This window comes from Streptomyces sp. V4I8, from assembly GCF_041261225.1.
Lineage (GTDB): Bacteria > Actinomycetota > Actinomycetes > Streptomycetales > Streptomycetaceae > Streptomyces.
This window is the reverse complement of the sequence record NZ_JBGCCN010000001.1, coordinates 3,245,682-3,269,750: the sequence shown is the minus strand read 5'-3', so window position 1 is coordinate 3,269,750 and position 24,069 is coordinate 3,245,682. Positions and strand designations below refer to the sequence as shown.

Below are 24,069 nucleotides of genomic sequence, written 5' to 3'. Positions count from 1 at the left end.
GGCGGGAGGCCGACGGGGCGTGGCGAATGCGGAGCACGGTAGGCGATCGGCGGAGGCGCTGGGAGGAGCTACGGCCGTCGGGGTGATCCAGGCACGCGTGCGGGTGGCGCGGCTCGGGCTCTGGCTGATCGCCGCGATTCTCGCCGTACGGCAGGTGGCCGTCGTCCTCGGTACGCCGCGCGGGGAGCGGCTGACGGACCTGGAGACCTGGGTCGGGCCGGAAGGCGTCCTGCATGTGAAGGGCTCGCTGTACGAGTCGACGCAGTTCACCGGTACGCCGTTCGGCGGACTCGTCCTGAAACCTCTCACCCGCGCCGCCGAGCAGGCCCTCGGCTGGGGCTGGACCTTCGGCACGCTGCTGCTCGTCGCCGCCCTCGGACTGGTCGCCGCCCGCGCCCTGCCGCAGCCCGTGAGCCGGCGGACCTCGCTGCTCGCCGCGCCCGTCGCGGTCAGCCTGCTGATGCTGTCGCTGCCGGTGCGCAACACCCTCCACCTCGGCCAGACCAGCATCATGCCGGTCCTCTTCGTCCTCCTCGGCTGCTTCGCCGTACGGGGCGAACGGGCGAGCGGCGTGTTCATCGGCCTCGCGGCCGCGCTCCAGCCGACCCTGCTGCTGTTCACCCCGCTGCTGTGGTTCACCGGCCGGCGCCGGGCCGCACTCGCCACGGGCGCCACGTTCGCCGCGAGCACGGTGCTCGCCTGGGCGGCGATGCCGCGCGACTCGTACACCTACTGGGTGCACCACATGGCCGGGGTCGGCCTCGGCGGACGCGCCGACGACCTCGGCAACCAGTCCCTGCACGGCGCCCTGCTCCGGCTGGGGCTGACCGGCCCCCTGGAGATCGCCCTCTTCCTGCTCCTCGGTGCCGGCGTCGCCGTCCTCGCGCTGCGCCGCGCCGTGCGCTACGCCCACGACGGCCAGCTCCTCCTCGCCGTCGCGATCACCGGCTGCGCCGCGATCGTCGTGTCCCCCACCGCCTGGCAGCACCAGCTGCTGTGGGTGCTGCTCGCGGTCGTCGGCCAGGTCGGCAGACGGGCGGGCGACCGGTATGTGTGGCCGGTCGCCGTCATCCTGGTGATGACGCTGCCCGCGAGGATGATGGTGCCGGACAAGGTGATCTTCCATCCCCTGCGCGCCGACCTGGTCCTCCTCGCCGCGCTCGCCACGGCCGCCGTCGTCCCGTTCCTGTCGCGCACGTCGCCGTACTGGCAGACGCCGATCCCGACCCGGTACGCCGACCCGGTCCCGTCCCGCTTCCGGCACGTCCCGCTGGTGCCGTTCCTGCGCCGGGTGCTCAGCCGCCCGAACCTGCTCTTCGAGCTGCTGCTGATCCGGGTCACCTACTACGTGTACGCCCAGATCCGCCTCGCCGCGGCCGGCGATTCCAACTCGGCCGGGCGGGTCACCGCCGAGGAGCACGGCTGGGAGATCCTCTCCATCGAACGCGCCCTGCACATCGACATCGAGCACCGGGCCAACCACGCCGTCGTGCAGGTCGACTGGCTCCGCACCTTCTTCGACTTCTACTACGAGTCGTTCCACTTCGGCGTCCCGCTCACCATCCTCGCCGTCCTCTACTGGCGCCGCCCCGTCGACTACCGCTGGGCCCGCACCGCGATCGGCTTCGCGACGGTGTTCGCCCTGATCGGATTCTGGCTCTACCCGCTCGCCCCGCCCCGCCTGATGCCCGGCCTCGGCTTCATCGACACGGTCCACGGCCCCCAGGACTTCACCCAGCCCGACTATGGCACCCTCACCGAACTCACCAACCAGTACGCGGCGATGCCGTCCCTGCACTTCGGCTGGTCGCTGTGGTGCGGTGTGGTCATCCTCGTCCTGGCCCCCAGGTGGTGGATGAAGGCCCTCGGCCTGCTGCACCCCCTCTTCACGGTCACCGCGATCGTCGTCACCGGCAACCACTGGGTCCTGGACGCGGTCGGTGGTGCGGCGGTGGTGGGTGCCGGCTTCGGAGTGACGTACCTGATCCAGGGGCCGCGCGCCCGGACGGTGGCGGCGCAGGCGGAGAAGGGGGAGAAAGCGGAGCAGGACGGGCGCGGGCGCGCGGTCAGCAGCGACTCTCAGGCACCGCTGAAGGACCGTACTCCGAGCTGAGCCGGTAGTCGCCGGGGGCGGAGACCGTGAGGCGGGTGAACTCGCCCTGAGCGGCGAGGCATCCGCCGCCGTCCACGCGCAGCCACGGGGAGTAGGCGACGCGTACGGTCGTGGTGCCCGCCCGTGGCACGCGTACGACGATGTCGGCGCTGGACGTCGACACGACGCTCGCGGGGTCGGACACCAGCGGCACCGCGTCCCGCACCCGGTACACCCGCCAGTGCGCGTCCTGCCACACGGGCTCCAGCCACTCGGGCCGTTCCTCGCGGATGAGCCGGGCCTCGACCTTGGCGTATCCGTCGGGCCTGCCGAGCGGGAGGACGACATAGCCGACGGCCCAGCGGTCCAGCCACGCCCGGTAGGTGGCGGCCGAGAAGGAGCCGTCGTAGAAGAGGCGGGCCCGCTCCATGTCGAGCTGTCGGTTCCAGCCGCGGGCCATGTTGACGTGCGGGGCCAGTCCGCTGGCCTCGCGGTGGTTGCGGGCCGGGACGACCTCGACGCGGGTGCGGTCGGCGCCGAGGCGGTCGAGGGCGCGGACCACTCCGTGGGTCTCGGTGGCCCAGGCGGGCACCCTCGTGGAGACATAGAGGTCGTCGCCGGTCTTTTTGCCGACCCAGGCGACGGAGAAGACGAGCGCGGTGATCAGCAGTCTTCGGCGGACCTTCGCGAGCCGGGGCTGGGCGACCAGAACGGCCAGGAGGGCCGCGGGCGCGAAGAGTTCGGCGAAGCGCTCGACGTTCGTGCCGATGGGGGAGGGGATGAGATACGTCAGGACGGCCCCGGCCGCGTACACCGCGCCGCTCCAGCGGGCGACCCGCCACGAGCGCGGGGCGAGGAAGGTGACGGCCAGGCCCAGGAAGAACGGCGGCCATATGCGGTCGGCGAACATCAACTGCTCGCCCTTGAAGGGGAAGAGGAGGGTGGTCGCGCCGACGGTGAGCGCGGGCGGGAGGAGCAGGGTGAGGGCGCGGCGGTAGTCCCGGGTGAGGAGGAACGCGGCGCCCACGACCACCAGGAACAGCCCGGCCACCGGGCTCGCCATGGTCGCGAGGGCGGCATGGGCGGCCGCGAGGACGACCCGCCGCTCACGGGACAGCAGCAGACAGGCGGCGAGCCCGAAGGCCACGCCGAGTGCGAAGGTGGTGCGGCCGGAGGCCACGTTGCACCACAGGGCGAAGGACGCCAGCAGGGCCGGGCCGAGGGGTCTTCGCAGCCCCTCGACACGCGTGATCAGCACGGCCGCGAGCCAGGTCGCCGCGACCCCGGCCAGCACGGTGACCGTGCGCACACCCAGCGCGGCCATCAAGTACGGGGATATCAGGCTGTAGTTGGCAGTGTGCGTGCCGCCGTACCAGAAGAGGTTGTACGCCGAACCACCGTGCCGCGTCGCGAAGCCGGCCCACGCGTCCTGCGCGGCCAGGTCGCCGCCGCCGGTGGCGAGGAACAGGGCCCAGACCGCGTAGAGAGGGAGGAACGGGAGAGTGGCGAGGAGCGGGATGCGGTGGCGGGCCCAGACCGTGTGCAGGAGCCGCTTGTGGGCAGGGGGCGCCGGCTCGGGGGCGCTCGTGCGGGGGCGGGTGCTGGTGAGTTCGGCTGGGGCCACGTGAGCGTAGACGTGGAACCGGGTGGGAGCGTTTACCGCCGAACGAAGGTGGATCAAGTACGAAGGCCCCCTCCGCTTCGGCCGCACTCGAACCACACGGTTTTGCCGCCGTCGTGGCGAAGGTCCACACCCCACTTGTCGGCCACCGCGTCCAGCAGCATGAGCCCTCGGCCGCCCTCGTCGTCCAGCTTCAACTGGAGGTGAAACAGGGGGAGTCGACTGAAACCGTCCGTCACCTCGACTCGCACCCCGCGCGTCTGCCGCAGGATCAGCACCTCACAGCGCCGGTCCGGAACATGCCGTACGACATTGGCGACCAGCTCGGTCACGCCCAGCTCCACGGCGTCGGTCAGCTCGCGCATGCCCCACTCGTCGAGCAGCGAGCGCGCGATGGTGCGGATGTGCCGGGCCGAGTGTTCGCCGACCGTGAGGCGCAGGCGGTACTGGTGGCGGAAGGGGGCCAGGTAGGTGGGGGGAATGTATCCGTTCACGGTACGAGCGTGACCTCGCACAACTACTTTGGGCTACGGATCGAATACAACGGGTCCCGAAGTGGGCCGAGTTGCGTGAGAGGGGTTCCGCGTGACCCACATCAACACCCTTGACCCGGGCGCCTCGCCCCTCGACTACTACGGCTTCGAGCTACGCCGTTACCGCGAGGCCGCGGGCCTGACGCAGAAGCAACTCGGGGACATCGTCTACTGCACCGGCTCCCTGGTCGGCCAGATCGAGACGGCCCGGAAACTGCCGACGTTGCCCTTCAGTGAGCGGGTGGATGTCGCGCTGGGGACGGGCGGGGCGCTGTCGCGGCTGCATGAGCTGGTGATGCGTAGTCAACTTCCGGCCTGGTTCCAACAGGTGGCGGAGTTGGAGGTGCGGGCGGTTGAGATCGGTACGTTCCAGACGCACATGGTGCACGGGCTTTTGCAGACCAAGGAGTACGCCCGTGCCGTGCTCGGTGTACTGGACGACAACGCCCTCGATGACCGCACCGAGGTACGGCTGGCTCGTCAGCGCATCTTCGGCAAGAGTGAGCCACCGGTCTTCTGGATGATCCTTAGCGAGGCGGCGTTCCACCAGGAAATCGGCGGTCGGGAGACCATGCGCGGCCAACTGGATCGCTTGTTGTCCTTCGAGCACAACCCGAAGGTCAATGTTCAGGTGCTGCCGTTTTCGGCTGGCGCGCACGCGGGATCGCAGGGCTCATTCACGGTCTTCCGCTTCCCCAGCGATCCGACCATCGTCTACACCGAGGGGTACGGCAGCGGGCATCCGACCGCCAACCCGGACACCGTCAAGGACTGCTCGCTCCGATACGATCATCTCCAAGCCGCCGCCCTCTCCCTCAAGGACTCGGCGGAGTTGATCCGGCGTGTGATGGAGGAGCGTTATGGAGAGCACCGAGATTCTGGCGGGGATCCAGTGGCGTAAGTCCAGCTACAGCGGCGACCAGGGCGGCGACTGCGTGGAGTGCGCGCCGCTCGGCGCTCTGGCCTGGCGCAAGTCCTCGCACAGCGGCGACCAGGGCGGCGAATGCATCGAGATCGCCGAAACCCCCCACACCACCATCGCCATCCGCGACTCCAAGAACCCGGCGGGCCCGATCCTCACCCTCGACCCCGCCGCGTTCTCGACCTTCGTCGACTGGACGTCCGCTAAAGCCGCTGAATGATCGTGCCGGTGGCCAAGCCACCCCCGGCACACATCGTGACCAGCGCGAACTCCTTGTCCGCCCGCTCCAGTTCATGGAGCGCGGTCGTGATCAGCCGGGCCCCGGTGGCCCCCACCGGGTGCCCGAGCGCGATCGCACCTCCGTTGACGTTGACCTTCTCCAGGTCCTGTTCGAAGACCTGCGCCCAGCTCAACACCACGGACGCGAAGGCTTCGTTGATCTCCACGAGGTCGATGTCCTTCAAGGACATCCCGGCCTTCCCGAGCACCGCCTTCGTCGCGTCGATCGGCCCGTCGAGGTGGAAGTGCGGGTCGGCTCCCACCAGCGCCTGGGCCACGATCCGTGCCCTCGGCCGCAGCTTCAGCGCCCGCGCCATCCGTTTCGACGCCCACATGATGGCCGCCGCGCCGTCGCTGATCTGGGACGAGTTGCCCGCCGTGTGAACGGCCGTCGGCATGACGGGCTTGAGCCTCGCCAGCGCCTCCATGGACGTGTCGCGCAGGCCCTCGTCCTTGTCGACGAGGCGCCACATGCCCTGCCCGGCGCGCTGCTCGTCCTCGGTGGTCGGGACCTGGACGGCGAACGTCTCCCGCTTGAACCGCTCCTCCGCCCAGGCGGCCGCGGCGCGTTCCTGTGAGACCAATCCCAGGGAGTCGACGTTCTCACGGGTCAGGCCGCGGTGGCGGGCGATCCGTTCCGCCGCCTCGAACTGGTTGGGCAGGTCGACGTTCCACTCGTCCGGGAACGGCTTCCCGGGCCCGTGCTTGGACCCCGAACCCAGTGGCACCCGCGACATCGCCTCGACGCCGCAGCTGATCCCGACGTCGATGACGCCGGCCGCGATCATGTTGGCCGTCATGTGCGAGGCCTGCTGCGAGGAGCCGCACTGGCAGTCGACCGTCGTCGCCGCCGTCTCGTAGGGCAGGCCCATGGTCAGCCAGGCCGTGCGCGCGGGGTTCATGGACTGCTCGCCGGCGTGGGTCACCGTGCCCCCGACGATCTGCTCGACGCAGTCGGCGGGGATGCCGGTACGGCCGAGGAGTTCGCGGTAGGTCTCGCCGAGGAGATAGGCGGGGTGGAGGTTGGCGAGCGCGCCGCCGCGCTTGCCGATCGGGGTGCGTACGGCTTCGACGATCACGGGTTCGGCAGCCATGGGTGCGGGTCCTCTCCGAGGGCTCTGCGGAACGAGGCGGAACGAGGCGGAACTAGTACGCGGAACCAGCACGCGGAACTAGTACGCGTTCTAGTTCTGTATTGCAGTGTGCTGACGGAGGTTCAGTGACGGCAAGAGGTGTGCGGGTAACTGGGACCTCCACGGCTATTGCCAGTTGTAGAACCCGTTACTACCGTCACGACGACCCTCTTTGCTGATGGACCGTCAGGAGCTGTCCATGACCTGTCCAGCGCTGCCCGACGGGTTCGACTTCACCGACCCCGATGTGCTGCACCATCGCGTGCCCCTCCCGGAGTTCGCCGAGCTGCGCCGTGCCGAACCGGTCCGCTGGATCCCGCAGCCGGGCAACGTGGCCGGGTTCCAGGACGAGGGCTACTGGGCGGTGACCCGGCACGCGGACGTCAAGTACGTATCGACGCACCCGGAGTTGTTCTCGTCCACCCTCAACACCGCGATCATCCGCTTCAACGAGCACATCGAGCGCGATGCCATAGATGCCCAACGGCTGATCCTGCTGAACATGGACCCGCCCGAGCACACCCGGGTCCGCCAGATCGTCCAGCGTGTCTTCACCCCGCGCGCCATCCGCGCCCTGGAGGAACGCCTGCGGACGCGCGCGCTGACGATCGCCGCCAACGCCCGTGACCGCTCCGGCCCCTTCGACTTCGTCACCGAGGTCGCCTGCGAACTGCCCCTCCAGGCCATCGCCGAGCTCATCGGCATCCCGCAGGACGACCGGGCCAAGATCTTCGACTGGTCCAACAAGATGATCGCCTACGACGACCCCGAGTACGCCATCACCGAGGAGGTCGGGCAGGAGTCGGCCACCGAACTCATCGCGTACGCGATGAACATGGCAGCCGACCGCAAGGAGTGCCCGGCGAAGGACATCGTCAGCACGCTGGTGGCGGCCGAGGACGAAGGCAACCTGCGCTCGGACGAGTTCGGGTTCTTCGTGCTGATGCTGTCGGTGGCGGGCAACGAGACCACCCGCAACGCCATCACCCACGGCATGCACGCCTTCCTCACCCACCCCGACCAGTGGGAGCTGTACAAGCGGGAGCGGCCGGCGACGGCGGCCGAGGAGATCGTCCGCTGGGCGACCCCCGTCGTCTCCTTCCAGCGGACGGCGACCCAAGACACGGAACTGGGCGGAAAGCGCATAAAGAAGGGTGAGCGGGTAGGCATCTTCTATGCCTCGGCGAACCACGACCCCGAGGTCTTCGAGAGCCCGGACACCTTCGACATCACCCGCGACCCCAACCCCCACCTCGGCTTCGGCGGCGGCGGCCCCCACTACTGCCTGGGCAAGTCCCTCGCGGTCCTGGAGATCGACCTCATCTTCAACGCCGTGGCCGACGCCATGCCCGGCCTGCGGCTGGTCGGGGACCCTCGCCGGCTGCGCTCCGCGTGGATCAACGGCGTGAAGGAACTGCAGGTCAGCACCGGCTGAGGATCGGCAGGCGGCTGACCCGTCCCGAGGGAGGCAGGAGCACCCCCTATCCCTACGCCCCGTTCCTGCCTCCCCCGAGACGCGGGCCCCGCGCGCATGCGAAGGCGGCGGCCCCGGGGATCGGGGGCCGCCGCCTTCAGTTCCGTCCGGCGGTGTCGGCTCAGTACCAGCCGTTCGACTGCCAGAAGTTCCAGGCGCCGCACGGGCTGCCGTAGCGCTCCTTCATGTAGTCCACGCCCCACTTGATCTGGGTGGCCGGGTTGGTCTTCCAGTCGGAGCCGGCCGAGGCCATCTTGTTGCCCGGCAGGGCCTGGACCAGGCCGTAGGCGCCGCTGGAGGCGTTGGTGGCGTTGACGTTCCAGTCGCTCTCGTGGTCCACGATCTTGGAGAAGCACTCGTACTGGGCCGAGTCCGAGATCATCTTCTGCGCGATCTGCTGCGCCGAGCCGGCCTCGGTCGTCGCGGCCTGCGAGGGCGCGGCGGCGAACAGGGTGCCGGCGGCGGCTGCGGCCAGGGCGACACCGGTGAGGGCCTTCTTCGGAGCGGAGACGCGGCGGAAGGAGGAAACGAGGGACACGGTCACGGGGAGCCTTTCTTCGGGGACGTCGGGTCGCGGGCATGCCGGAACCACGCGGTGCGAGGCGGGGGCATACGTCGGCGCCGCGGCCCTGAGGGCACGTCGGCGCCGTGCGACGTCGTCCAGACAAGCAGGCTGGGAAGGCGTCCGCAATGAGTGCATTTGCTAGTTGTGGTCGTATGCGGGGTGAAGGTCGTTTGTGTGATCTGGCTCTCAATGTGCAGGTCAGGGCCCGTTATGGCGTGGACATGGCGTCCATTTTGTCCGACTAGGGTAAGTAGTAGGTGATGTGGGTCATGTGGGGTGCTTCACCGGGGGTGTGACGGTGTGCGCGTGGCCCTTCACCCTGGGGGAGCGTCGAACGTGACCGGGCTCTCGAAAGCCGCGCGGCGGGTGGCGCGGCGCAGGGCTCGGAGGATCACCGGGCCGAGGGCGAGGGTCAGGACGACGGTCACGAGCGCCCGGCCCAGGTCCCAGCCGAGGGAGGTGGCCAGGCAGTACGCGACGAAGCGGGCGAGGTTCGCGGGAACGGCCGCCTCGGGGTCGAAGGCGACGTTCGAGGCCAGCGCGCTCATGAAGGGCCAGCCCGCGAGGTTCATGATCGTGCCGTAGGCGAAGGCCGCGAGGAAGCCGTAGCCGGCGAGCGTCAGCAGTTCCGCCCGCCCGCGCAGACGGTCCCGGCCCGGCAGCAGACCCGCGCCCATGGTGAACCAGCCCATCGCCAGCATCTGGAACGGCATCCAGGGACCCACCCCGCCCGTCAGCAGTGACGACGCGAACATCGTCACCCCGCCGAGGACGAAGCCGAAGCCCGGCCCGAGGACCCGGCCGCTGAGCACCATCAGGAAGAACATCGGCTCGATACCGGCCGTCCCCGCACCGATCGGCCGCAGTGCGGCTCCCGTGGCCGCCAGTACGCCGAGCATCGCGACCGCCTTCGGGCCGAGCCCCGACTCGGAGATCGTGGCGGCGACGACCGCGACGAGGAGGACGAGCAGCACCGAGAAGAGCCAGGGGGCGTCCTGTGCGTGCGCGCTGAGCTGGGAGGTGGGCGGCGCGAGGAACGGCCAGCCGAAGGCCGCGACGCCGACCGCGCTGACGAGAGTGAGGGCGGCGATGGAGCGGGGGCCCAGGCGGACGGCTCGGGCCTGGGGAGTGGGGCGAGCGGCTCCGGTCCGGGGAGCGGGGTGAGTGGTGCGGCCCGTCATGCCAGGGCCTCCCGTACCTCGGCGACCGTGAGCCACTTCTGCGGGGCCAGGATCTTGGCCACCTGCGGGGCGAAGGAGGGGGAGGCGACCACCACGTCCGCCGCCGGGCCGTCCGCGATCACCTCGCCGTCGGCGAGGAGGATCACCCGGTGCGCCAGTTCGGCGGCCAGCTCCACGTCGTGGGTGGCCAGGACGATGGCGTGGCCCTCGGCGGCCAGCCCGCGCAGGATGCCGATCAGACGGGCCTTCGCCGCGTAGTCCAGGCCGCGGGGCGGTTCGTCGAGGAGGAGAAGGGGCGGCTCGGCGGTCAGGACGACGGCCAGGGCCAGGGTGAGGCGCTGGCCCTCGGAGAGGTCGCGGGGGTGGATGTCGTCCGGGATGTCCGGGAGGAGCTCGGAGACGAGGGTGCGGCAGGTGCCGGGGGCTGCGCCGGCGTCGGCGTCGGCCGACGCGCACTCCGCTGCGACCGTGTCGGCGTAGAGGAGGTCGCGGGGTTCCTGGGGGACCAGGCCCACGCGGCGTACGAGGTCTTTGGGGGTGGTTCGGTGAGGGGTGGCTCCGCCGACCTGGACCGATCCGGCGGATGGTTCCACCAGGCCGACGAGGGTGTTGAGGAGCGTGGACTTCCCGGCGCCGTTGCGGCCCATGAGGGCGATGGTTTCGCCGGGGGTGACGGTCAGGTCCACGTGGCGTAGGGCTTGGATTCGGTCGCGGGTTACGGCCAGGGCCTGTACTTCGGCCGTGTGGGGGGAGGGTGGGGTGGTGGGGGTGCGTTTGCGGCAGAACCAGCGGGGGGTGGCGCCCACGGGGGTGGGGGTTGCGGATTCGTCGCGGGTGCTGGTCGGTTGTGGCTGGTCGCGCCCCGCGGCGGAGCCGCTGATTGATACAGTCCCGCGCCCCTGGGGGGCGTTGGTGTCCCGCTCCTCCAGCTGTTGCCGTAGGTCCGTCGCCCTGCGGCGGGCGTCTCGGACCGTCAGGGGGAGTGGGGACCAGTTCGCCAGGCGGCCCAGGGCCACCACCGGGGGGTAGACCGGGGAGACCGCCATCACCTCGGCCGGGGTGCCCAGGACGGGGGCGGCGGCCGGGGTGGGGAGCAGGACGACCTGGTCGGCGTAGTGGATGACCCGCTCCAGGCGGTGTTCGGCCATCAGGACCGTCGTGCCCAGGTCGTGGACGAGGCGTTGGAGGACGGCGAGGACCTCTTCCGCGGCGGCCGGGTCCAGGGCGGAGGTGGGCTCGTCGAGGATGAGGACCTTGGGGTGGGGGGTGAGGACCGAGCCGATGGCGACGCGTTGCCGCTGGCCGCCGGAGAGGGTGGCGATGGGGCGGTCGCGGAGGTCGGTGAGGCCGAGGAGGTCCAGGGTCTCCTCCACGCGGCGGCGCATCACGTCGGGGGCGAGGCCGAGCGACTCCATGCCGTAGGCGAGTTCGTCCTCGACGGTGTCCGTGACGAAGTGGGAGAGGGGGTCCTGGCCCACCGTGCCCACGACGTCGGCCAGTTCGCGGGGCCTGTGCGTACGGGTGTCGCGGCCGGCCACCGTGACGCGGCCGCGCAGGGTGCCGCCGGTGAAGTGCGGGACGAGGCCGCTCACGGCGCCGAGGACGGTGGACTTGCCTGCGCCCGACGGGCCGACCAGGAGGACCAGCTCGCCTTCGGGCACCTCGAAGTCGATGCCCTGGACGGTGGGTTCGAGGGCGCCGTCGTAGGTCACCGATACGTCCTCGAAGCGGATCACGACGGCTCCTTGCGGGTGAGGAAGGCGGGGAGGAGGCCCAGGAGTACCGCCGCCGACGGCCAGAGGGGGAGGGTCGGGGCGGTCAGCGGGACCACGCCGGGGTGCAGCGCCGCGGGGGCCCGGGAGGCGGCCAGGGTGAGGAGCGCGGCCACCGCCATGCCGGAGGCGCTGACCAGCCAGGCCCGGATGTCCCAGGGGTCGGGACGGTAGCGGGTACGCGGGGTGCGGCGGCCCCCGAGCCGCAGGCCGGCCAGCGCGGCGGCCAGGCCGGCGAGGAGGACGGGGAGGCCGTAGGTAGCGCCCTGGGCGGTGAGCAGGCCGTACGTTCCCGCGCAGACGCCCAGGAGGCCGCCGAGGGTGAGGGCGGTGGTGGCGCGGCGGACGGGGGCGGGGACCTGTGCGGTACGGCCGTAACCGCGCGCGTCCATCGCGGCGGCGAGGGCCACCGAACGCTCCAGCGCGCCCTCCAGGACCGGGAGTCCGACGTGCAGGAGGCCGCGGATGCCGTGGTCGGGCCGGCCGCGCAGCCGACGGGCGGCGCGCAGCCGCTGGGCGTCCGCGATGAGGTGGGGCGCGAAGGTGAGGGCGACGACCACCGCCACGCCCATCTCGTACAGGGCGCCGGGGAGGGACTTCAGGAGGCGGGCGGGGTTGGCCAGGGAGTTCGCCGCGCCCACGCAGATGAGGAGCGTGGCGAGTTTCAGGCCGTCGTACAGGGCGAAGACGAGCGCCTCGGCCGTGACCGTGCCGCCCAGGCGGATGCCCTGGGCCCAGTCGGGGAGGGGGACTTCGGGGAGCATGACGATCGTGTGCGTGCCGGGGATGGGGGAGCCCAGGGCCACGGCGAAGAAGAGCCGGATGAGCAGGACGGCGAGGGCCAGCTTCGCGAAGGCGGCGTAGGAGCGGGCCCAGGGGGCGTTCGAACGGCAGGCCGCCACCACATAGGCCGAGGTCGCGATGAGGAGGGCGAGCAGGAGGGGGTTGGTGGTGCGGGTGGCCGCGATCCCGAGGGAGAGGGACCAGAGCCACCAGGCGCCGGGGTGGAGGGCGCGTGGGCGGCTTGCCCCGCGTCGGGGTTCGGCAGCGCCCCGAAGGGGCGCGGGGCTGTATCGATCTGCGGCTCCGCCGCGGGGCGCGACCAGCAACGACGGTGCGGCAGACGGCGAACGGCCTTTCCCCGAGTCCCCAGCGGAGCGCCTACGCATGCCTGCGCCGCCGCCGTGCCTGCCACACCGCTGCCGCGCCCAGCACCGCCACCACGGCGATCCCGGCGACCAGTCCCAGTGACGGGCCGTCGTCCGCAGTCTCCTTGTTCCGCTCGGCAGCCGACTGCTCGGCAGCCGCCGACCCCCGGCCCTCGGCCACCTGCTCCCCGCACCCCTTCGCCGGATACCCCGAGATCGCGCACAACAGGGCATTCGTGTCGTACCGCAGAGGCTTGGCCACCGAGGCCAGGGCCTCCGCCGTGGTCGCGTCCGGGGCCACCCGTGCGCACACGGCGCGGCGGGCCGGGGGCGTCTCGCCCGACGGGGCGTCCGCCGCCGTACCGAAGTCGAGGACCAGGGCCACCCTCTTCCTGCCGTCCTGCGCGGGCGTCCGCGCGCAGATCACGGCGAACTCGACGGCGCCCCTCGGCTGGTCGGCGTCGTCCGAGTCCTCGCTCACCGCGAAGCGGAAGCCCTGGACGTCACCGTCGGAGGGGCGGGCGAGGGAGGGGCCCTGGGTCGCGTACGTCCACCGGTCGCCGTCGCGGTCCCAGAAGGACCAGTAGCGGTAGCCGGTCGCCTGGGCCTGGGCCGCGCCGGTCAGGACGACCAGCACGGCCAGGAGGAGGGTGAGAGCGCGCCGGAGCACGGTCACTTGCCCTTGTTGCGGCCGCTGAGCAGGAAGCCGATGCCGATGCCGACGACCAGGAAGATGCCGACGTACCACCAGACGCCGAAGGGGCTGTCGTCGTCCTCCTTCTCCTGCTCGGAGGGGGTCGCCGACGCCGTGGCCGGCCCGTTCGCCGCCGACTGCGGGGCCGGGCCCGTCGCGTTGAGCTGCTTGACGAGGTCCGTGCCGCCGAAGTCACGCGGGTCGGTGCCGGTCGCGTGGGCGGCGAGGATCAGCTGGGCGTAGGCGGCGGGGCCGTTCTGCTTCGCCCAGGTCACGGCGTTCTTCTCCAGCCACTCCAGGGGCTTGCGGGCGGCGGACTGCGCACCCTGTACGGCGAGTGCGACGACCGCGTCCGCGGTGTTGCCGTAGTCGGGCTGGTCCTCGGCTCCGGCCAGGGCGGACTTCAGGTAGCCGTCCTTCTCCAGTGCCTTGCCGAGGTACGCGGCGCCGTTGGCCGCGGCCTGCTCCGGGGTGAGGCGGGAGCCGTCGGCGCAGTCGGCCGCGGCCTTGTCGCCCGCCCTCGCCGTCAGCATGCCCTGGCCCGACGCGGCGACGACGGCCGCCGCCGTCGCATCGGCGTTGGCCGACAACTTGCCCTTCTTGTCCGGCTGGTAGGCGAAGGCGCCCCCGTCCGCACACGGCAGGGACAGCTTCACCAGGGCGTCGTAGGGCGACTTGCCGTACTTCTGGACATTCGGGGCGTGGAGGCCGCCCGAGGAGTTGAGCGCGCCGATCACGACGGACGTCGAGTTGGCGTCGCTGGCCCCGCCGGCCGTGTAGCCCCAGCCGCCGTCCTTGTTCTGCACGGACCTCAGCCAGGTCTTCGCCCTGCCGATCTCGGTGTCGTGCCCGCCGACCGCGGCCAGGGCCTGCACCGCCGCGGCCGTGCTGTTGGTGTCGACCATGGTCTTCGCGTCGCATGCCTTGGCGGGCTCGGCGCGGAACGCCGCGAACGCCCCGTTGGCGCACTGCTGCCCGACCAGCCAGTCGATCGCCGTGGCGGCGGGCCGCACGTCCACGCGGCGCTGCGCGATCAGCGCGAGGGACTGGCGCCAGACACCGTCGTAGGTCGGGTCGGCGGTGCCGTACAACCCGGAGGGGACCGCGCTGGACGGCGACGCGGACGGGGCGGAGTCGGCGGCGAAGGCGGGCGTGACCGTGCCGATCACGGTGACGGCGGCCAGGACCGCGGCGCTGCGGCGGACGTACATGATCGGCGGATGCCCTTCCCTGAAGGGGCCGGGCAGCACAGGGGAGACCCCCCGGGCGGCTCGGCTCCGTATACCTCGACGGTGCCGTGCTCCGGCCGGCTGCCGGGGCACGTGAGCCGGTCACGAATCCGTACGGGGCGATCCGGCTCACCGGCCTTCGAGGACCGGTTCACGGTTGCGGGTCAGCGCCGGATTTGCACCGGCTTCCCCCTGTACGGGTGTGATGACGACGCGGCCACTCTACCGGCCCGTAGGGAAGCGGCTGAGGGGAGGCTGTGAGCGGCGTTGGGTTCGGCCGCATGAGGATCACGGGGAGTACGGGGAGTACCGGACGGCGACTGCTCGGTTCGGGGCGCGCGTCCGACGTGTACGAGATCGACGAGGCGTGGCTGCTGCGCCACGACCGGGAGGGCTACAGCGACGTACGCGCCGAGGCCGCCCTGATGGAGCGGCTGCGCGCGCACGGCTACCCGGTGCCCCGGGTGCGGCTCGCCGACTGCTCGCGCTCCGACCTGGTCATGGAGCGGCTGTACGGCCCGACGATGCTGGAGGCCTTCCTCGCGGGCCGGATCGACGCGCGCGAGGCCGGTCAGACCCTGGCCCGCCTGCTCCGGCAGCTGCACACCGTCCCCGGCCGGGTGGTCCACCTGGATCTCCACCCGGAGAACGTGATGCTCACCGCCGACGGCCCCCATGTCATCGACTGGGCCAACGCGGAGGCGGGCGACCCCGGCCTGGACTGGGGCATGTCCGCGGTGATCCTCGCGCAGGTGGCCCTGGCCGACGAGCGGTTCGCCACACCCGCCCGTGCGATCCTAGCCGCCCTCCTCGCCGACCCGTCCGACCTCACCGGGGACGGCCTCGCGGACGCGCGCCGGCGACGGGCCGCCAACCCGATGATGAGCGTGCGCGAGGTCGAAGTGCTCGGAGAGGCGGACGAGTTGGTCCGTTCGTTCATGGCCTAGGCGGGCTATCGGGGGAGGCGCGGGGTCGGGCCGCCGAAGGCCAGGTGGAGGACCCGGGCGGACAGCAGCCAGGTGCCGTCCGGCGACCTGCGGAACGTGTCCTCGTAGTGGCCGACCTGGACCGGGAGGCCCGGCGGGACCAGGTCGCCCTCGTGGCCGTCAACCCGGTACGTCGTGAAGTACGAGGTCGCCGTCGCGGTGTCCGGGGATGTCACCGTGACCAGGATGTTGGACATCAGGCGACGCGAGAGGCGGTCGGCGGGGCGGGATCCGAAGTACGCGCGCAACGCGTCCCGCCCCGACACGAGCCGCCCGCCCGCCGGCCATTCCCAGGTGCCGTCCTCGGTGAACAGCCCGGCGACGGAGGACGGTTCGCCGAGGTCGAGACGGTGGACGAAGTCGACGACGATACGCGCGCAGGCGCGCTCGGCGAGCAGAAGTTCCAGAGATTCCATGGCGCCCATGGTGCCGCCGGCCTTTACACCGCCACGTACGTCACCGGCTCACTCCCCGCGACCGCCTCCGCCCGCCCCAGCTTCACCAGCCGCCGCAGATGGGCCTCGGCCTCGGCGATCGCGATGTTCCTTGATCCGTAGGGGATTTGGCCCCAGGGACGGTTCCACTCCATGCGTTCCGCGAGCTGCCAGGGGGTGAGGGGCTCGGCGAGGAGGGCCTGGAGGTCGGTGAGGCGGGATTCGTGGTGGGTCAGCAACTCCCGTACGCGGGCGGGGGCGTCGGTGAAGGTGTGCTGGTGGGCCGGGAGGACCTCGGCGGGGGCGAGGCGGGCGACGCGTTCGAGGGAGGCGAGGTAGTCGCCGAGGGGGTCGGTGACCTCCCCCACGCTCGAATACGCTCGCGCGGGGGGACCCCCATTGTCGTCGGGGTCCTCGTACAGGCCGATGTGCGGGGTGATCTCGGGCAGCAGGTGGTCGCCGGAGAACAGGCGTCCGTGGCCCGGGAGTCGGGCCGGGTGCTCCTCCTCCAGGTGCAGGCACACATGGCCGGGGGTGTGGCCCGGCGTCCAGATCGCGCGCAGGCGGCGGCCGGGGAGGGCGAGGAGCTCGCCGGGGACGATCTCGCGGTCGGGGGCGGCGGGGGAGAAGCCGGGGAGGGTGCCCGGGCGCCGGGCCGCGCGCAGGGGAGCCACGTGGGCGTCGGGGGCGCCGGCCGCGGTGAGCTTGGCCGCCATGTAGGAGAACCAGCGCTCGGGCCGGGTCGCGCGGGTGCGCCGTACGATCGCCGCGTCCGCCGCGTGCATCGCGATCCAGGCGCCGGAGGCCTCGCGCACCCTGCCCGACAGGCCGTGGTGGTCGGGGTGGTGATGGGTGATCACCACGCCGTGGATCTCCTCGGGCGCGGTGCCGCAGGCCACGAGCCCCTCGGCGAGGGTGTCCCAGGAGGCCGGGTCGTCCCAGCCGGTGTCGACGAGGACCGGGCCGCGGTCGGTGTCGACGACGTACACGAGAGTGTGGCCGAGCGGGTTGCCGGGGATGGGGACCTGGAGGGACCGGACGCCGCCGCCGTGGTCGTAAGTCTGCGCCATGGGCTCCCCAATCGCCGCGACACGTACCGGCCGACCGGGCCACTATAACTAGAACAGGTTCCGATGGGAGCCTGAGTCACCTGGCTGTCGGGTCACCCGGGTTCGGCGTTCCGTATGCGCTCCGGCGTCCAGTACTCCCTGATCTCCTCCGGGCTCTTCGTCTCCCGGTGCACGGACACGCCGTTCTCGCGCTTCACGTCACCCCAGGTCGACGCCATCCATACGGCGCCGCCGACGGCCACCGCCAGTGCCGCGGCGAACACCGCCCAGTCGCGCTCGCGAACCGCCATCCCGTGCCCCCTCGCTGTCCCGCTCAGCGTAGGGGCGAGGTGTGTGCGCTCATGGACTCCTCCGGGTGGAACTGGTATCAGTTTCTGAAACAGCGTCAGAAACCAAGGAATCCCGCTCCAGCTCCGCAGGAGGCGTCGGCCATGACCGAGCTCGTGGAACACGGACAGCTGTTCATCGGCGGGGAGTTGACCGACCCCCTGGGCAAGGACGTCATCGAGGTCATCTCGCCGCACACCGAAGAGGTCATCGGACGCGTGCCGCACGCCTCGCCGGCCGACGTCGACCGGGCGGTCGCGGTGGCGCGGAAGGCGTTCGACGAGGGGCCCTGGCCGCGGATGAGCCTCGACGAGCGGATCGAGGTCGTCACCCGCATCAAGGACGGGATCGCCCTGCGGCACGAGGAGATCGCCCGCGTGATCTCCGCCGAGAACGGCTCCCCGTACTCCTGGAGCGTCCTCGCGCAGGCGCTCGGCGCGATGATGGTGTGGGACGCGGCGATCACGGTCGCCCGGAACTTCACGTACGAGGAGGCGCGGGACGGCGTCCTCGGCAGGATCCTCGTGCGGCGCGAGCCGGTAGGCGTCGTGGCGGCCGTCGTCCCCTGGAACGTCCCGCAGTTCGTCGCCGCCGCCAAGCTCGCGCCCGCGCTGCTCACCGGCTGCACGGTGGTGCTCAAGCCGTCGCCGGAGTCGCCGCTGGACGCCTATCTCCTCGCCGAGATAGCGAAGGACGCGGGGCTGCCGGAGGGCGTGCTGTCGATCCTCCCGGCGGACCGTGAGGTGAGCGAGTACCTGGTCGGGCATCCGGGGATCGACAAGGTCTCCTTCACCGGCTCGGTCGCGGCGGGCAAGCGCGTGATGGAGGTCGCGGCCCGCAATCTCACCCGCGTGACCCTGGAGTTGGGCGGCAAGTCGGCGGCCGTCGTGCTGCCGGACGCGGACGTCGAGGCGACGGTCGCCGGTGTCGTCCCGGCGGCCTGGATGAACAACGGCCAGGCCTGCGTGGCCCAGACCCGGATCCTGCTCCCGCGCTCCCGCTACGACGAGTTCGCCGAGGCCTTCGCCGCGGCGGCCGGCGCGCTGGTGGTCGGCGACCCGCTGGACCCGGCGACCCAGGTGGGCCCCCTGGTGGCGCGGCGGCAGCAGCGCAGGAACCTCGACTACATCCGTATCGGCCAGGAGGAGGGCGCGAAGATCCTCACGGGCGGCGGGCGTCCGGCCGGGCTGGAGAAGGGCTGGTACGTCGAGCCGACGCTCTTCGGGGACGTCGACAACTCCATGCGGATCGCGCGGGAGGAGATTTTCGGCCCCGTCATCTGCCTGCTGCCGTACGGCGACGAGTCCGAGGCGGTGAAGATCGCGAACGACTCCGACTACGGCCTGAGCGGCAGCGTCTGGACGGCCGACACCGGGCACGGCATCGAGGTCGCGCGGCAGGTCCGTACCGGCACCTACTCGGTGAACACCTTCAGCCTGGACATGCTGGGCCCGTTCGGCGGCTACAAGAACTCGGGCCTGGGGCGGGAGTTCGGCCCCGAGGGCTTCGGCGAGTACCTGGAGCACAAGATGATCCACCTCCCGGCGGGCTGGGAGGCGTAGGGGATGGGCGACCGCTGGCACGTCGAGGTCGACCGGTCGGTGTGCATCGGCTCGGCCCAGTGCGTCCACCACGCCCCCGCCGGCTTCCACCTCGACACCGCCCGCCAGTCCCATCCTGCCGACCCGGAGACCGACGCGAACGAGAAGGTCCTGGCGGCGGCGGAGAGCTGCCCGGTGGAGGCGATCGTGATCACGGTGCTGGGGAGTGGGGAGCCGGTTTTTCCGCCGGAGGAGTAGGGGCGGTCGTCACAGTGATGCCGGTTCTGGGCCGCGCCAGGTCCACTCCACCTCCTTGAACTCGGCCTCGTACGTGCCCTTCGGTAGTGCGGCCCGCAAAGGGCGCAGGTCCGAGGGGCGCAGAAGGCCGAAGGCCGCGGCGGGCAGCGCGTCGAGAATCTCGGCGGCATGGGCGGACAGCCAGTCGCGGAGGTCGAGTTCCGCCGCGAGCCGGAGAAGGTCGACGAGGGCGGCGGGGCGGCTCGCGGCGGCTTCGCGGAGGTCGAGATCCGCGAGGACCCGGTCGAGATGGCGGGCCGCCTTGCCGCCGCGCAAGGAGCCCGCCCACTGCCAGGAGTGGGTGGAGCGGCCGAGGCGCGTCAGGTCGAGCAGGTCGAGCAGGCCGATGTGCAGGCGGAGCGAGTTGAGGACCTCGGCCAGGGCAGGGCTTCTGCGTTCCACGGCGTCACGGACGCAGGGCAGGAGCAATTCCGTCAGAGCCGGGGTGAGACGGCCCGACAACTGGGTCATGACCACCTTGTGCAGACGGGAAAGGACGAGGGCGACGGCATCGTCGGGCATCGAGGGAGCGTCATGGGCCAGTTGGCGCAACACTGCTTCGAGGTAGCGCACCGTCTCCTCACGCGGCAGTGAGCCGATCTGCTCCAGGCATCTGACGTACAGGCCCGGCAGCGTCAGCGGCGGGATCACGTCCTTGACCAGCAGGGTGACGAGCAGTTGGGCCGGGGACCGGGTCTCGTCGCCTTCCGGGGCCGTACCGCGAGGGAACTGGGACAACAGCGGATAGCTGTGGTGCAGAAGCAGCTCCGCGTCTGCGTCCGCCGTGAACGTGACCCGGTTGACCAGATTGAAGATGTTGCTCACGTACAGGTCGGGCAACCGCTGCGGCCAGCGGAGTTGGTGCTGGTCGCGTGGCGTGTACGCCGTACTGATGAGCAGATCCGGATCCTGCGCGCTGTGTTCGAGAGTGAGGGTCGAGCACAGCTGGTCCCATGACTCCGGCGACAGCTGCGCCTGCCATCCCATCGCATGGCGCCTCCAGCTGCCGAGCAGGTCCCCTTCGGGGGCGAGAAGTTGTGACGCGTGGATCGAGCCCGCCGCGAGCACCGTGATCAGCAGCAGGTTGGCCTCGTACACCGCGTCCCGGTACGTCCGCGTCTGCCGGACCGGGACGTACCCCGCATCCGTACGGCCCTCGGGGCCCCAGGCGGCCGACCGGAACAGCTCGGTGAGCGGCTCCGTCAGGCCGGCCGACAACCCGTCCGGCCATGCCGCGAGCATGTCCCGCAGGTTCTGCACCAGCTGCGCCCGGTCGGTCAGCGGAGTGAACGACAGCAGGGCGTACAACTCGCCGTCGTCCGCGGGGACCTGACCGGCGAGACCCCGCAGCGCCCGCTCGATCAGCCGCGCGGCCAGATGCTCACCGAACGTCGCGTGCATGAACTCGTAGCTGTGCAGGCACCTCTCCGTGACGACGGCCTGGGCCTCGTGCACGAAGAAGAACCGTCCGAACAACAACCCGGGGCCGCCGTCCGCCGGGGCACCGAGGGCCCGCAGGTCCTGGTCGGCCTCCTCGGCACTGATGGCCTGCGAGCCACGGTGGAACATGCCGAGGGCGATCACCGACAGGCGGTGCAGCTCGCGTTCGACGGCGGCGCCCACCTCCGCGGGAGGCAGCGGGCCGTCCTTGTCGATCTGGCGGCGCACGAACTCGGTGAGCAGCCGCTCGTACAGCTGGGTGCGGCTGATGTCCTCGTCGCGCAGCCGGTTCAGCGCGTTGCCGACCGAGTCGTACAGCGCGAGCATGAGCAGCAGCAGGGGCTGGGCCGCGAGCTCTCGGTGCGGCAGCACGGCGTCCGGTGCCAGCGGCCGTAGGCCGCGCCGGCTCAGATAGTCCGCGTTCGCGGTGTTCCAGATGGCCAGCCACCGCTCGATCTCCTGCTGCCTGAACGGTTCCAGGCGCAGCACCTGGCTGTTGCGGGGGATGTCCGCGAGGTCGGCGACCACCGTGCGACTGGTCACGATCACGACCAGGGGGCGGCCGAGCGCCGCCTCACGCTCCTGGAAGCGTTCGACCTCGCGCAGGTACCCCCACTGCCGTGCCGAGTCCAGCCGCTGGGCGCCCGCCTGCAGCAGCTCGTCGAAGCCGTCCAGCAGCACGACCGGGATCACCCCGGGCTCCGCCTCGGACCAGTCCGGCCAGCTCACCGACCGCCCGGTGGCCTGCCGCAGAGCGTGCTCCAGCTGCGTCTGCAGGTCCGCCTCCGCCGGCGTGTACCGCAGCTCCACCCGCAGGACCCGGAACTCGTCGGCCGGCAGCCGGGCTGTCAGGAGTTTCGTCAGCAGTGACTTGCCGGCGCCGGGGTGGCCGAGCACCACGAGGGGCGCGAGCAGAGCGGGGAGACCGAGCAGGTACGCGGCGAAGAAGTGCTCGATCGTGCCGTACGAGGGCTGCTGCTCCCACCACGTGTCCGAGACGACCCACTTGTTCGAGGCGACGCCGTGTTCGAAGCCGTCCTGCCGGTCCTGGTGGGCCGCCACCCGGAAACGCGGGTTGACGTATCCCCGCGCCAGGCTCGGCAGCTGGGGGCCGGACGATTCGAGCGAGGCGATCGGCTCACGCAGCCGTGCGCGGCCCGGCGTGAAGGTCCCGGCCCGGCCCGCGCACTCGGCCATGAGGGCTTCCAGTCCGGCCAGCCCGGTCCCGCTCGGGCCGTCGGCCGTGTCCCGCACGACGGTTCCCAGCGGGGCGGACGTCAGCGCGAACTCGGGGCAGGACGCGGCCAGCCGGCCGACCAGCCGCACGCAGTGGTTGTACCGGGTCTTCCGCACCGGGTCGGAAGCCGGCCCATTGAGCGGCGGCGGGGGTGCGTATCCCGGAGAGGAGAAGTCTTCCGCCGGCGCGGGGGCCTGGAGCGCGTTGCCGGCCTGGAGCGCGTTGCGGGTCAGGAGCCGGACGAAGTCCGTCGCCGCTGCCTGGGACAGGCGATCCGCGCACTGCGTCAGTGCCGCCGAGAGCGCCACTCGGGCGGCCCAGAGCAGGGCGCTTCGCGCGAGGCCGTGCGCCGCGCGCACCCGCTGGGGGAAGTCCTCCAGCAGGGCGTCCAGGACGTAGGGCGGCCGCTGGTTCCCGTGCAGCGGATACAGGATTCGGTCCCACTCGTACATCAGCTCCGGGCGACCGTCGGCCAGCAGGTACACCGCCTGCTCGGGCGTCATGTCCATGCAGTCGGCCGCGTCGAGCCCGGGCAGGAACGCGGGGGCGGGGGCAGTGGGAGCGGCGGGGGCGGCGGGGGCCGGAGTGGGGGATCGTTGTTCGTCCCGCTCTGGTGCGGGCGTCGCCCGCGCGCGTTCCACGGTGCGCTCCAGCTCCGCGTGGCGGCTGCGCCACCACCCCTCGTCGAGGCGCACTCCCGCGGGCGGCCGGGCCGGTGGTGCGTGCCGTCGGGCGCACAGGGCCACGATCCGTCGGACGGCCTCCCAGTCCGGGGCCGTCCGCCGTCGGCCGTTGAGCAGTTCTGAGACCGAGCTGCCGGCGCGCCCGAGCGCTTCCGCGATCTCGGCCTGCGGTACATCACACACGCGCACGAGGCGGCGCAGTTCGGCGCAGAAGTCCGCGACGGGACCCGCCAGTGGTGCGGCCAACTCCCAGCCCTTTCCGTACGGTTCGGCGGATGCTCCGAGCGTACGGCGCGACCTGTGCCTTTCGCCGGGAGTTCGAAGGCCGCGGGGATCCCGCCGTACGGCGGCCGTGGCGGGCGAAGGTCACGGCTTCCGCCAAGACGGTCATGGCGGGCGACCGTCATGGCGGAAGCCGTCGAGCACTGCCCCGGAGGGAGAGAAAAAAAATCCCCTTTGGGGGGTTTCATATCGCCTCGGGGGTTCTATCCTGGTAGTGGCCTACGAGGCGAGTGAGGGAGTCCGAACCGGAGTAGCCGACTTTGGCGAGAAGCAGACGGTTTCCGCTGAGGCCGACATCGACGGTCCGGGCTGAGAGGCCGGAAGGCAGCAGTCAGGCCGGAAGGCGACCCCCAGCACCTGATCCGGACAATGCCGGCGAAGGGAACCCGTCTCGTAGGTTTCAGCTGTGCCCCTCCGGGCTCGTCAGGTCGATCAGCCGGCAGACCGTCTCGATGTCGATCTTCACCTGCGCGATCGAGGCGCGGCCCGACAGCCAGGTGATCAGCGCCGAGTGCCAGGTGTGCTCGATGACGCGGACCGCGGAGAGCTGCTCGGGCGTCGGGTTCTCCAGCCCCATCGAGTCCAGGATGATCACCGTCGTCTGCCGGGAGACCTGGTCGACCTCGGGGGAGACGCTGCGGTCGGCGAAGGTCAGGGCCCGGACCATCGCGTCGGCCAGATGCGGCTCGCGCTGCAGCGCCCGGAACGCGCGCATCAGCGTCTCCGCCACCCGCTCCGCCGCCGTCTCCCCCTGTGGCGGCTTCTTCCGCAGCGTGCCGTGCATGTGCTCCAGCTGGTCCTGCATCGTGGCGACCAGCAGATGCACCTTGGACGGGAAGTAGCGGTACAGCGTGCCGAGCGCCACCTGCGAGGACTCCGCGACCTCCCGCATCTGCACGGCGTCGAAACCACCCCGGCTGGCCAGCTGCGCGCTGGCGTGCAGGATGCGCCGGCGCCGGGCCTCCTGCCGCTCGGTGAGCGGCGGTGTCGCCGGGCTTGCGCTACTGGCTTCCGCAGGCATGGATCCCGTTCCGTGACAGTCGGTGAGGGTGGGTGACCGGACAGAGCATGCCAGTGCGTCGGCCGTGGCGTGAATCACCCGATCCATCGCTCACAGCGGCGCTACCTG

At 71.4% G+C, this 24,069-nt stretch carries 21 protein-coding genes and 2 riboswitches; of the genes, 7 read left to right on the top strand and 14 right to left on the bottom strand.

The genetic code is table 11. The annotated features are described in order from the left end of the window. Nucleotides 1-19 precede the first annotated feature (19 nt). Nucleotides 20-2,113 (top strand): bifunctional glycosyltransferase 87/phosphatase PAP2 family protein, encoded by a 2,094-nt coding sequence (locus ABIE67_RS14845; RefSeq protein WP_370257123.1) that lies wholly within the window; start codon nt 20-22, stop codon nt 2,111-2,113. On the opposite strand, the gene ABIE67_RS14840 is transcribed toward ABIE67_RS14845, so the two are convergent. Further along, a complete protein-coding gene (locus ABIE67_RS14840) occupies nt 2,067-3,716 on the bottom strand; it encodes a hypothetical protein (protein ID WP_370257119.1) in 1,650 nt (549 codons plus the stop codon). The genes ABIE67_RS14845 and ABIE67_RS14840 overlap by 47 nt on opposite strands. 53 nt (nt 3,717-3,769) lie before the next feature. Then, nucleotides 3,770-4,207 carry an ATP-binding protein gene (locus ABIE67_RS14835; protein ID WP_370257115.1) on the bottom strand — a complete coding sequence of 146 codons (438 nt, stop codon included), beginning with the start codon at nt 4,205-4,207 and terminating at the stop codon, nt 3,770-3,772. A 91-nt stretch (nt 4,208-4,298) separates the two neighbouring features. Here ABIE67_RS14835 and ABIE67_RS14830 point away from each other — a divergent pair, with 91 nt between their 5' ends. Both ABIE67_RS14830 and ABIE67_RS14825 read left to right on the top strand, forming a co-directional pair. Beyond that, entirely contained in the window at nt 4,299-5,147 is an 849-nt protein-coding gene (locus ABIE67_RS14830) for a helix-turn-helix domain-containing protein (RefSeq protein WP_370257110.1), read from the top strand. Continuing rightward, nucleotides 5,107-5,388 (top strand): DUF397 domain-containing protein, encoded by a 282-nt coding sequence (locus ABIE67_RS14825; protein WP_370257106.1) that lies wholly within the window; start codon nt 5,107-5,109, stop codon nt 5,386-5,388. Before ABIE67_RS14830 ends, ABIE67_RS14825 begins: the two co-directional genes overlap by 41 nt. On the opposite strand, the gene ABIE67_RS14820 is transcribed toward ABIE67_RS14825, so the two are convergent. Continuing rightward, entirely contained in the window at nt 5,372-6,541 is a 1,170-nt protein-coding gene (locus tag ABIE67_RS14820; RefSeq protein WP_370257101.1) for a steroid 3-ketoacyl-CoA thiolase, read from the bottom strand. The two genes, ABIE67_RS14825 and ABIE67_RS14820, sit on opposite strands and share 17 nt — an antisense overlap. Nucleotides 6,542-6,779: 238 nt before the next feature. Here ABIE67_RS14820 and ABIE67_RS14815 point away from each other — a divergent pair, with 238 nt between their 5' ends. Beyond that, on the top strand, nt 6,780-8,015 hold the full coding sequence (locus ABIE67_RS14815) for a cytochrome P450 (protein WP_370257097.1): 1,236 nt from the start codon (nt 6,780-6,782) through the stop codon (nt 8,013-8,015). 160 nt (nt 8,016-8,175) lie between these two features. Here ABIE67_RS14815 and ABIE67_RS14810 read toward each other — a convergent pair whose 3' ends face one another. The 6 genes from ABIE67_RS14810 to ABIE67_RS14785 all read right to left on the bottom strand — a co-directional run bounded on the left by ABIE67_RS14810 (nt 8,176) and on the right by ABIE67_RS14785 (nt 14,625). Continuing rightward, nucleotides 8,176-8,592 carry a transglycosylase SLT domain-containing protein gene (locus tag ABIE67_RS14810; protein ID WP_370268612.1) on the bottom strand — a complete coding sequence of 139 codons (417 nt, stop codon included), beginning with the start codon at nt 8,590-8,592 and terminating at the stop codon, nt 8,176-8,178. A gap of 341 nt (nt 8,593-8,933) precedes the next feature. Further along, nucleotides 8,934-9,800, bottom strand: a complete 867-nt coding sequence (locus ABIE67_RS14805; RefSeq protein WP_370257093.1) for an ECF transporter S component — start codon at nt 9,798-9,800, stop codon at nt 8,934-8,936. Further along, a complete protein-coding gene (locus tag ABIE67_RS14800) occupies nt 9,797-11,536 on the bottom strand; it encodes an ABC transporter ATP-binding protein (protein ID WP_370257088.1) in 1,740 nt (579 codons plus the stop codon). The genes ABIE67_RS14805 and ABIE67_RS14800 overlap by 4 nt, the downstream gene beginning before the upstream one ends. Beyond that, the gene (locus tag ABIE67_RS14795; RefSeq protein ID WP_370257087.1) at nt 11,533-12,741 is read right to left on the bottom strand and encodes an energy-coupling factor transporter transmembrane component T; all 1,209 of its coding nucleotides are present in this window, start codon (nt 12,739-12,741) and stop codon (nt 11,533-11,535) included. The genes ABIE67_RS14800 and ABIE67_RS14795 overlap by 4 nt, the downstream gene beginning before the upstream one ends. Further along, nucleotides 12,734-13,390 carry an SCO2322 family protein gene (locus tag ABIE67_RS14790; protein ID WP_370268610.1) on the bottom strand — a complete coding sequence of 219 codons (657 nt, stop codon included), beginning with the start codon at nt 13,388-13,390 and terminating at the stop codon, nt 12,734-12,736. Before ABIE67_RS14790 ends, ABIE67_RS14795 begins: the two co-directional genes overlap by 8 nt. A 2-nt stretch (nt 13,391-13,392) precedes the next feature. After that, entirely contained in the window at nt 13,393-14,625 is a 1,233-nt protein-coding gene (locus ABIE67_RS14785; RefSeq protein WP_370257082.1) for a prenyltransferase/squalene oxidase repeat-containing protein, read from the bottom strand. Nucleotides 14,626-14,742: 117 nt separating this feature from the next. After that, nucleotides 14,743-14,892, bottom strand: a riboswitch (cobalamin riboswitch). A gap of 32 nt (nt 14,893-14,924) precedes the next feature. Between ABIE67_RS14785 and ABIE67_RS14780 the strand changes: the two genes are divergently transcribed. After that, nucleotides 14,925-15,590 (top strand): phosphotransferase, encoded by a 666-nt coding sequence (locus ABIE67_RS14780; RefSeq protein ID WP_370257079.1) that lies wholly within the window; start codon nt 14,925-14,927, stop codon nt 15,588-15,590. Between the two features lie 5 nt (nt 15,591-15,595). Here the strand turns inward: ABIE67_RS14780 and ABIE67_RS14775 are convergent, their stop codons facing one another. From ABIE67_RS14775 to ABIE67_RS14765, 3 genes are all read right to left on the bottom strand, one after another. Further along, a complete protein-coding gene (locus tag ABIE67_RS14775) occupies nt 15,596-16,045 on the bottom strand; it encodes a nuclear transport factor 2 family protein (protein ID WP_370257078.1) in 450 nt (149 codons plus the stop codon). A 23-nt stretch (nt 16,046-16,068) separates the two neighbouring features. Next, nucleotides 16,069-17,133, bottom strand: coding sequence for an MBL fold metallo-hydrolase (locus ABIE67_RS14770; RefSeq protein ID WP_370257077.1), 1,065 nt, complete (start codon nt 17,131-17,133; stop codon nt 16,069-16,071). Nucleotides 17,134-17,225: 92 nt separating this feature from the next. Further along, nucleotides 17,226-17,423, bottom strand: coding sequence for a hypothetical protein (locus ABIE67_RS14765; RefSeq protein ID WP_370257074.1), 198 nt, complete (start codon nt 17,421-17,423; stop codon nt 17,226-17,228). 141 nt (nt 17,424-17,564) lie between these two features. Between ABIE67_RS14765 and ABIE67_RS14760 the strand changes: the two genes are divergently transcribed. Both ABIE67_RS14760 and ABIE67_RS14755 read left to right on the top strand, forming a co-directional pair. After that, nucleotides 17,565-19,022 carry an aldehyde dehydrogenase gene (locus ABIE67_RS14760; protein WP_370257071.1) on the top strand — a complete coding sequence of 486 codons (1,458 nt, stop codon included), beginning with the start codon at nt 17,565-17,567 and terminating at the stop codon, nt 19,020-19,022. 3 nt (nt 19,023-19,025) lie between these two features. After that, on the top strand, nt 19,026-19,259 hold the full coding sequence (locus ABIE67_RS14755; protein WP_370257068.1) for a ferredoxin: 234 nt from the start codon (nt 19,026-19,028) through the stop codon (nt 19,257-19,259). A gap of 9 nt (nt 19,260-19,268) precedes the next feature. On the opposite strand, the gene ABIE67_RS14750 is transcribed toward ABIE67_RS14755, so the two are convergent. Together ABIE67_RS14750 and ABIE67_RS14745 are read right to left on the bottom strand one after the other, a co-directional pair. Then, nucleotides 19,269-22,904, bottom strand: coding sequence for an NACHT domain-containing NTPase (locus tag ABIE67_RS14750; RefSeq protein ID WP_370257064.1), 3,636 nt, complete (start codon nt 22,902-22,904; stop codon nt 19,269-19,271). 258 nt (nt 22,905-23,162) lie between these two features. Continuing rightward, a riboswitch (TPP riboswitch) is annotated at nt 23,163-23,341 on the top strand. After that, entirely contained in the window at nt 23,341-23,961 is a 621-nt protein-coding gene (locus tag ABIE67_RS14745) for a TetR family transcriptional regulator (protein WP_370257060.1), read from the bottom strand. It overlaps the preceding riboswitch by 1 nt. Nucleotides 23,962-24,069: the final 108 nt, after the last annotated feature.

Excerpts from the sequence above, each read along its gene's own strand:
- ABIE67_RS14765 (WP_370257074.1), bottom strand. The coding sequence starts at position 17,423 with ATGGCGGTTCGCGAGCGCGACTGGGCGGTGTTCGCCGCGGCACTGGCG.
- ABIE67_RS14780 (WP_370257079.1), top strand. The coding sequence starts at position 14,925 with ATGAGGATCACGGGGAGTACGGGGAGTACCGGACGGCGACTGCTCGGT.
- ABIE67_RS14795 (WP_370257087.1), bottom strand. The coding sequence starts at position 12,741 with ATGCGTAGGCGCTCCGCTGGGGACTCGGGGAAAGGCCGTTCGCCGTCT.
- ABIE67_RS14755 (WP_370257068.1), top strand. The coding sequence starts at position 19,026 with ATGGGCGACCGCTGGCACGTCGAGGTCGACCGGTCGGTGTGCATCGGC.
- ABIE67_RS14745 (WP_370257060.1), bottom strand. The coding sequence starts at position 23,961 with ATGCCTGCGGAAGCCAGTAGCGCAAGCCCGGCGACACCGCCGCTCACC.
- ABIE67_RS14815 (WP_370257097.1), top strand. The coding sequence starts at position 6,780 with ATGACCTGTCCAGCGCTGCCCGACGGGTTCGACTTCACCGACCCCGAT.
- ABIE67_RS14760 (WP_370257071.1), top strand. The coding sequence starts at position 17,565 with ATGACCGAGCTCGTGGAACACGGACAGCTGTTCATCGGCGGGGAGTTG.
- ABIE67_RS14770 (WP_370257077.1), bottom strand. The coding sequence starts at position 17,133 with ATGGCGCAGACTTACGACCACGGCGGCGGCGTCCGGTCCCTCCAGGTC.
- ABIE67_RS14805 (WP_370257093.1), bottom strand. The coding sequence starts at position 9,800 with ATGACGGGCCGCACCACTCACCCCGCTCCCCGGACCGGAGCCGCTCGC.
- ABIE67_RS14825 (WP_370257106.1), top strand. The coding sequence starts at position 5,107 with ATGGAGAGCACCGAGATTCTGGCGGGGATCCAGTGGCGTAAGTCCAGC.
- ABIE67_RS14775 (WP_370257078.1), bottom strand. The coding sequence starts at position 16,045 with ATGGAATCTCTGGAACTTCTGCTCGCCGAGCGCGCCTGCGCGCGTATC.
- ABIE67_RS14820 (WP_370257101.1), bottom strand. The coding sequence starts at position 6,541 with ATGGCTGCCGAACCCGTGATCGTCGAAGCCGTACGCACCCCGATCGGC.
- ABIE67_RS14785 (WP_370257082.1), bottom strand. The coding sequence starts at position 14,625 with ATGTACGTCCGCCGCAGCGCCGCGGTCCTGGCCGCCGTCACCGTGATC.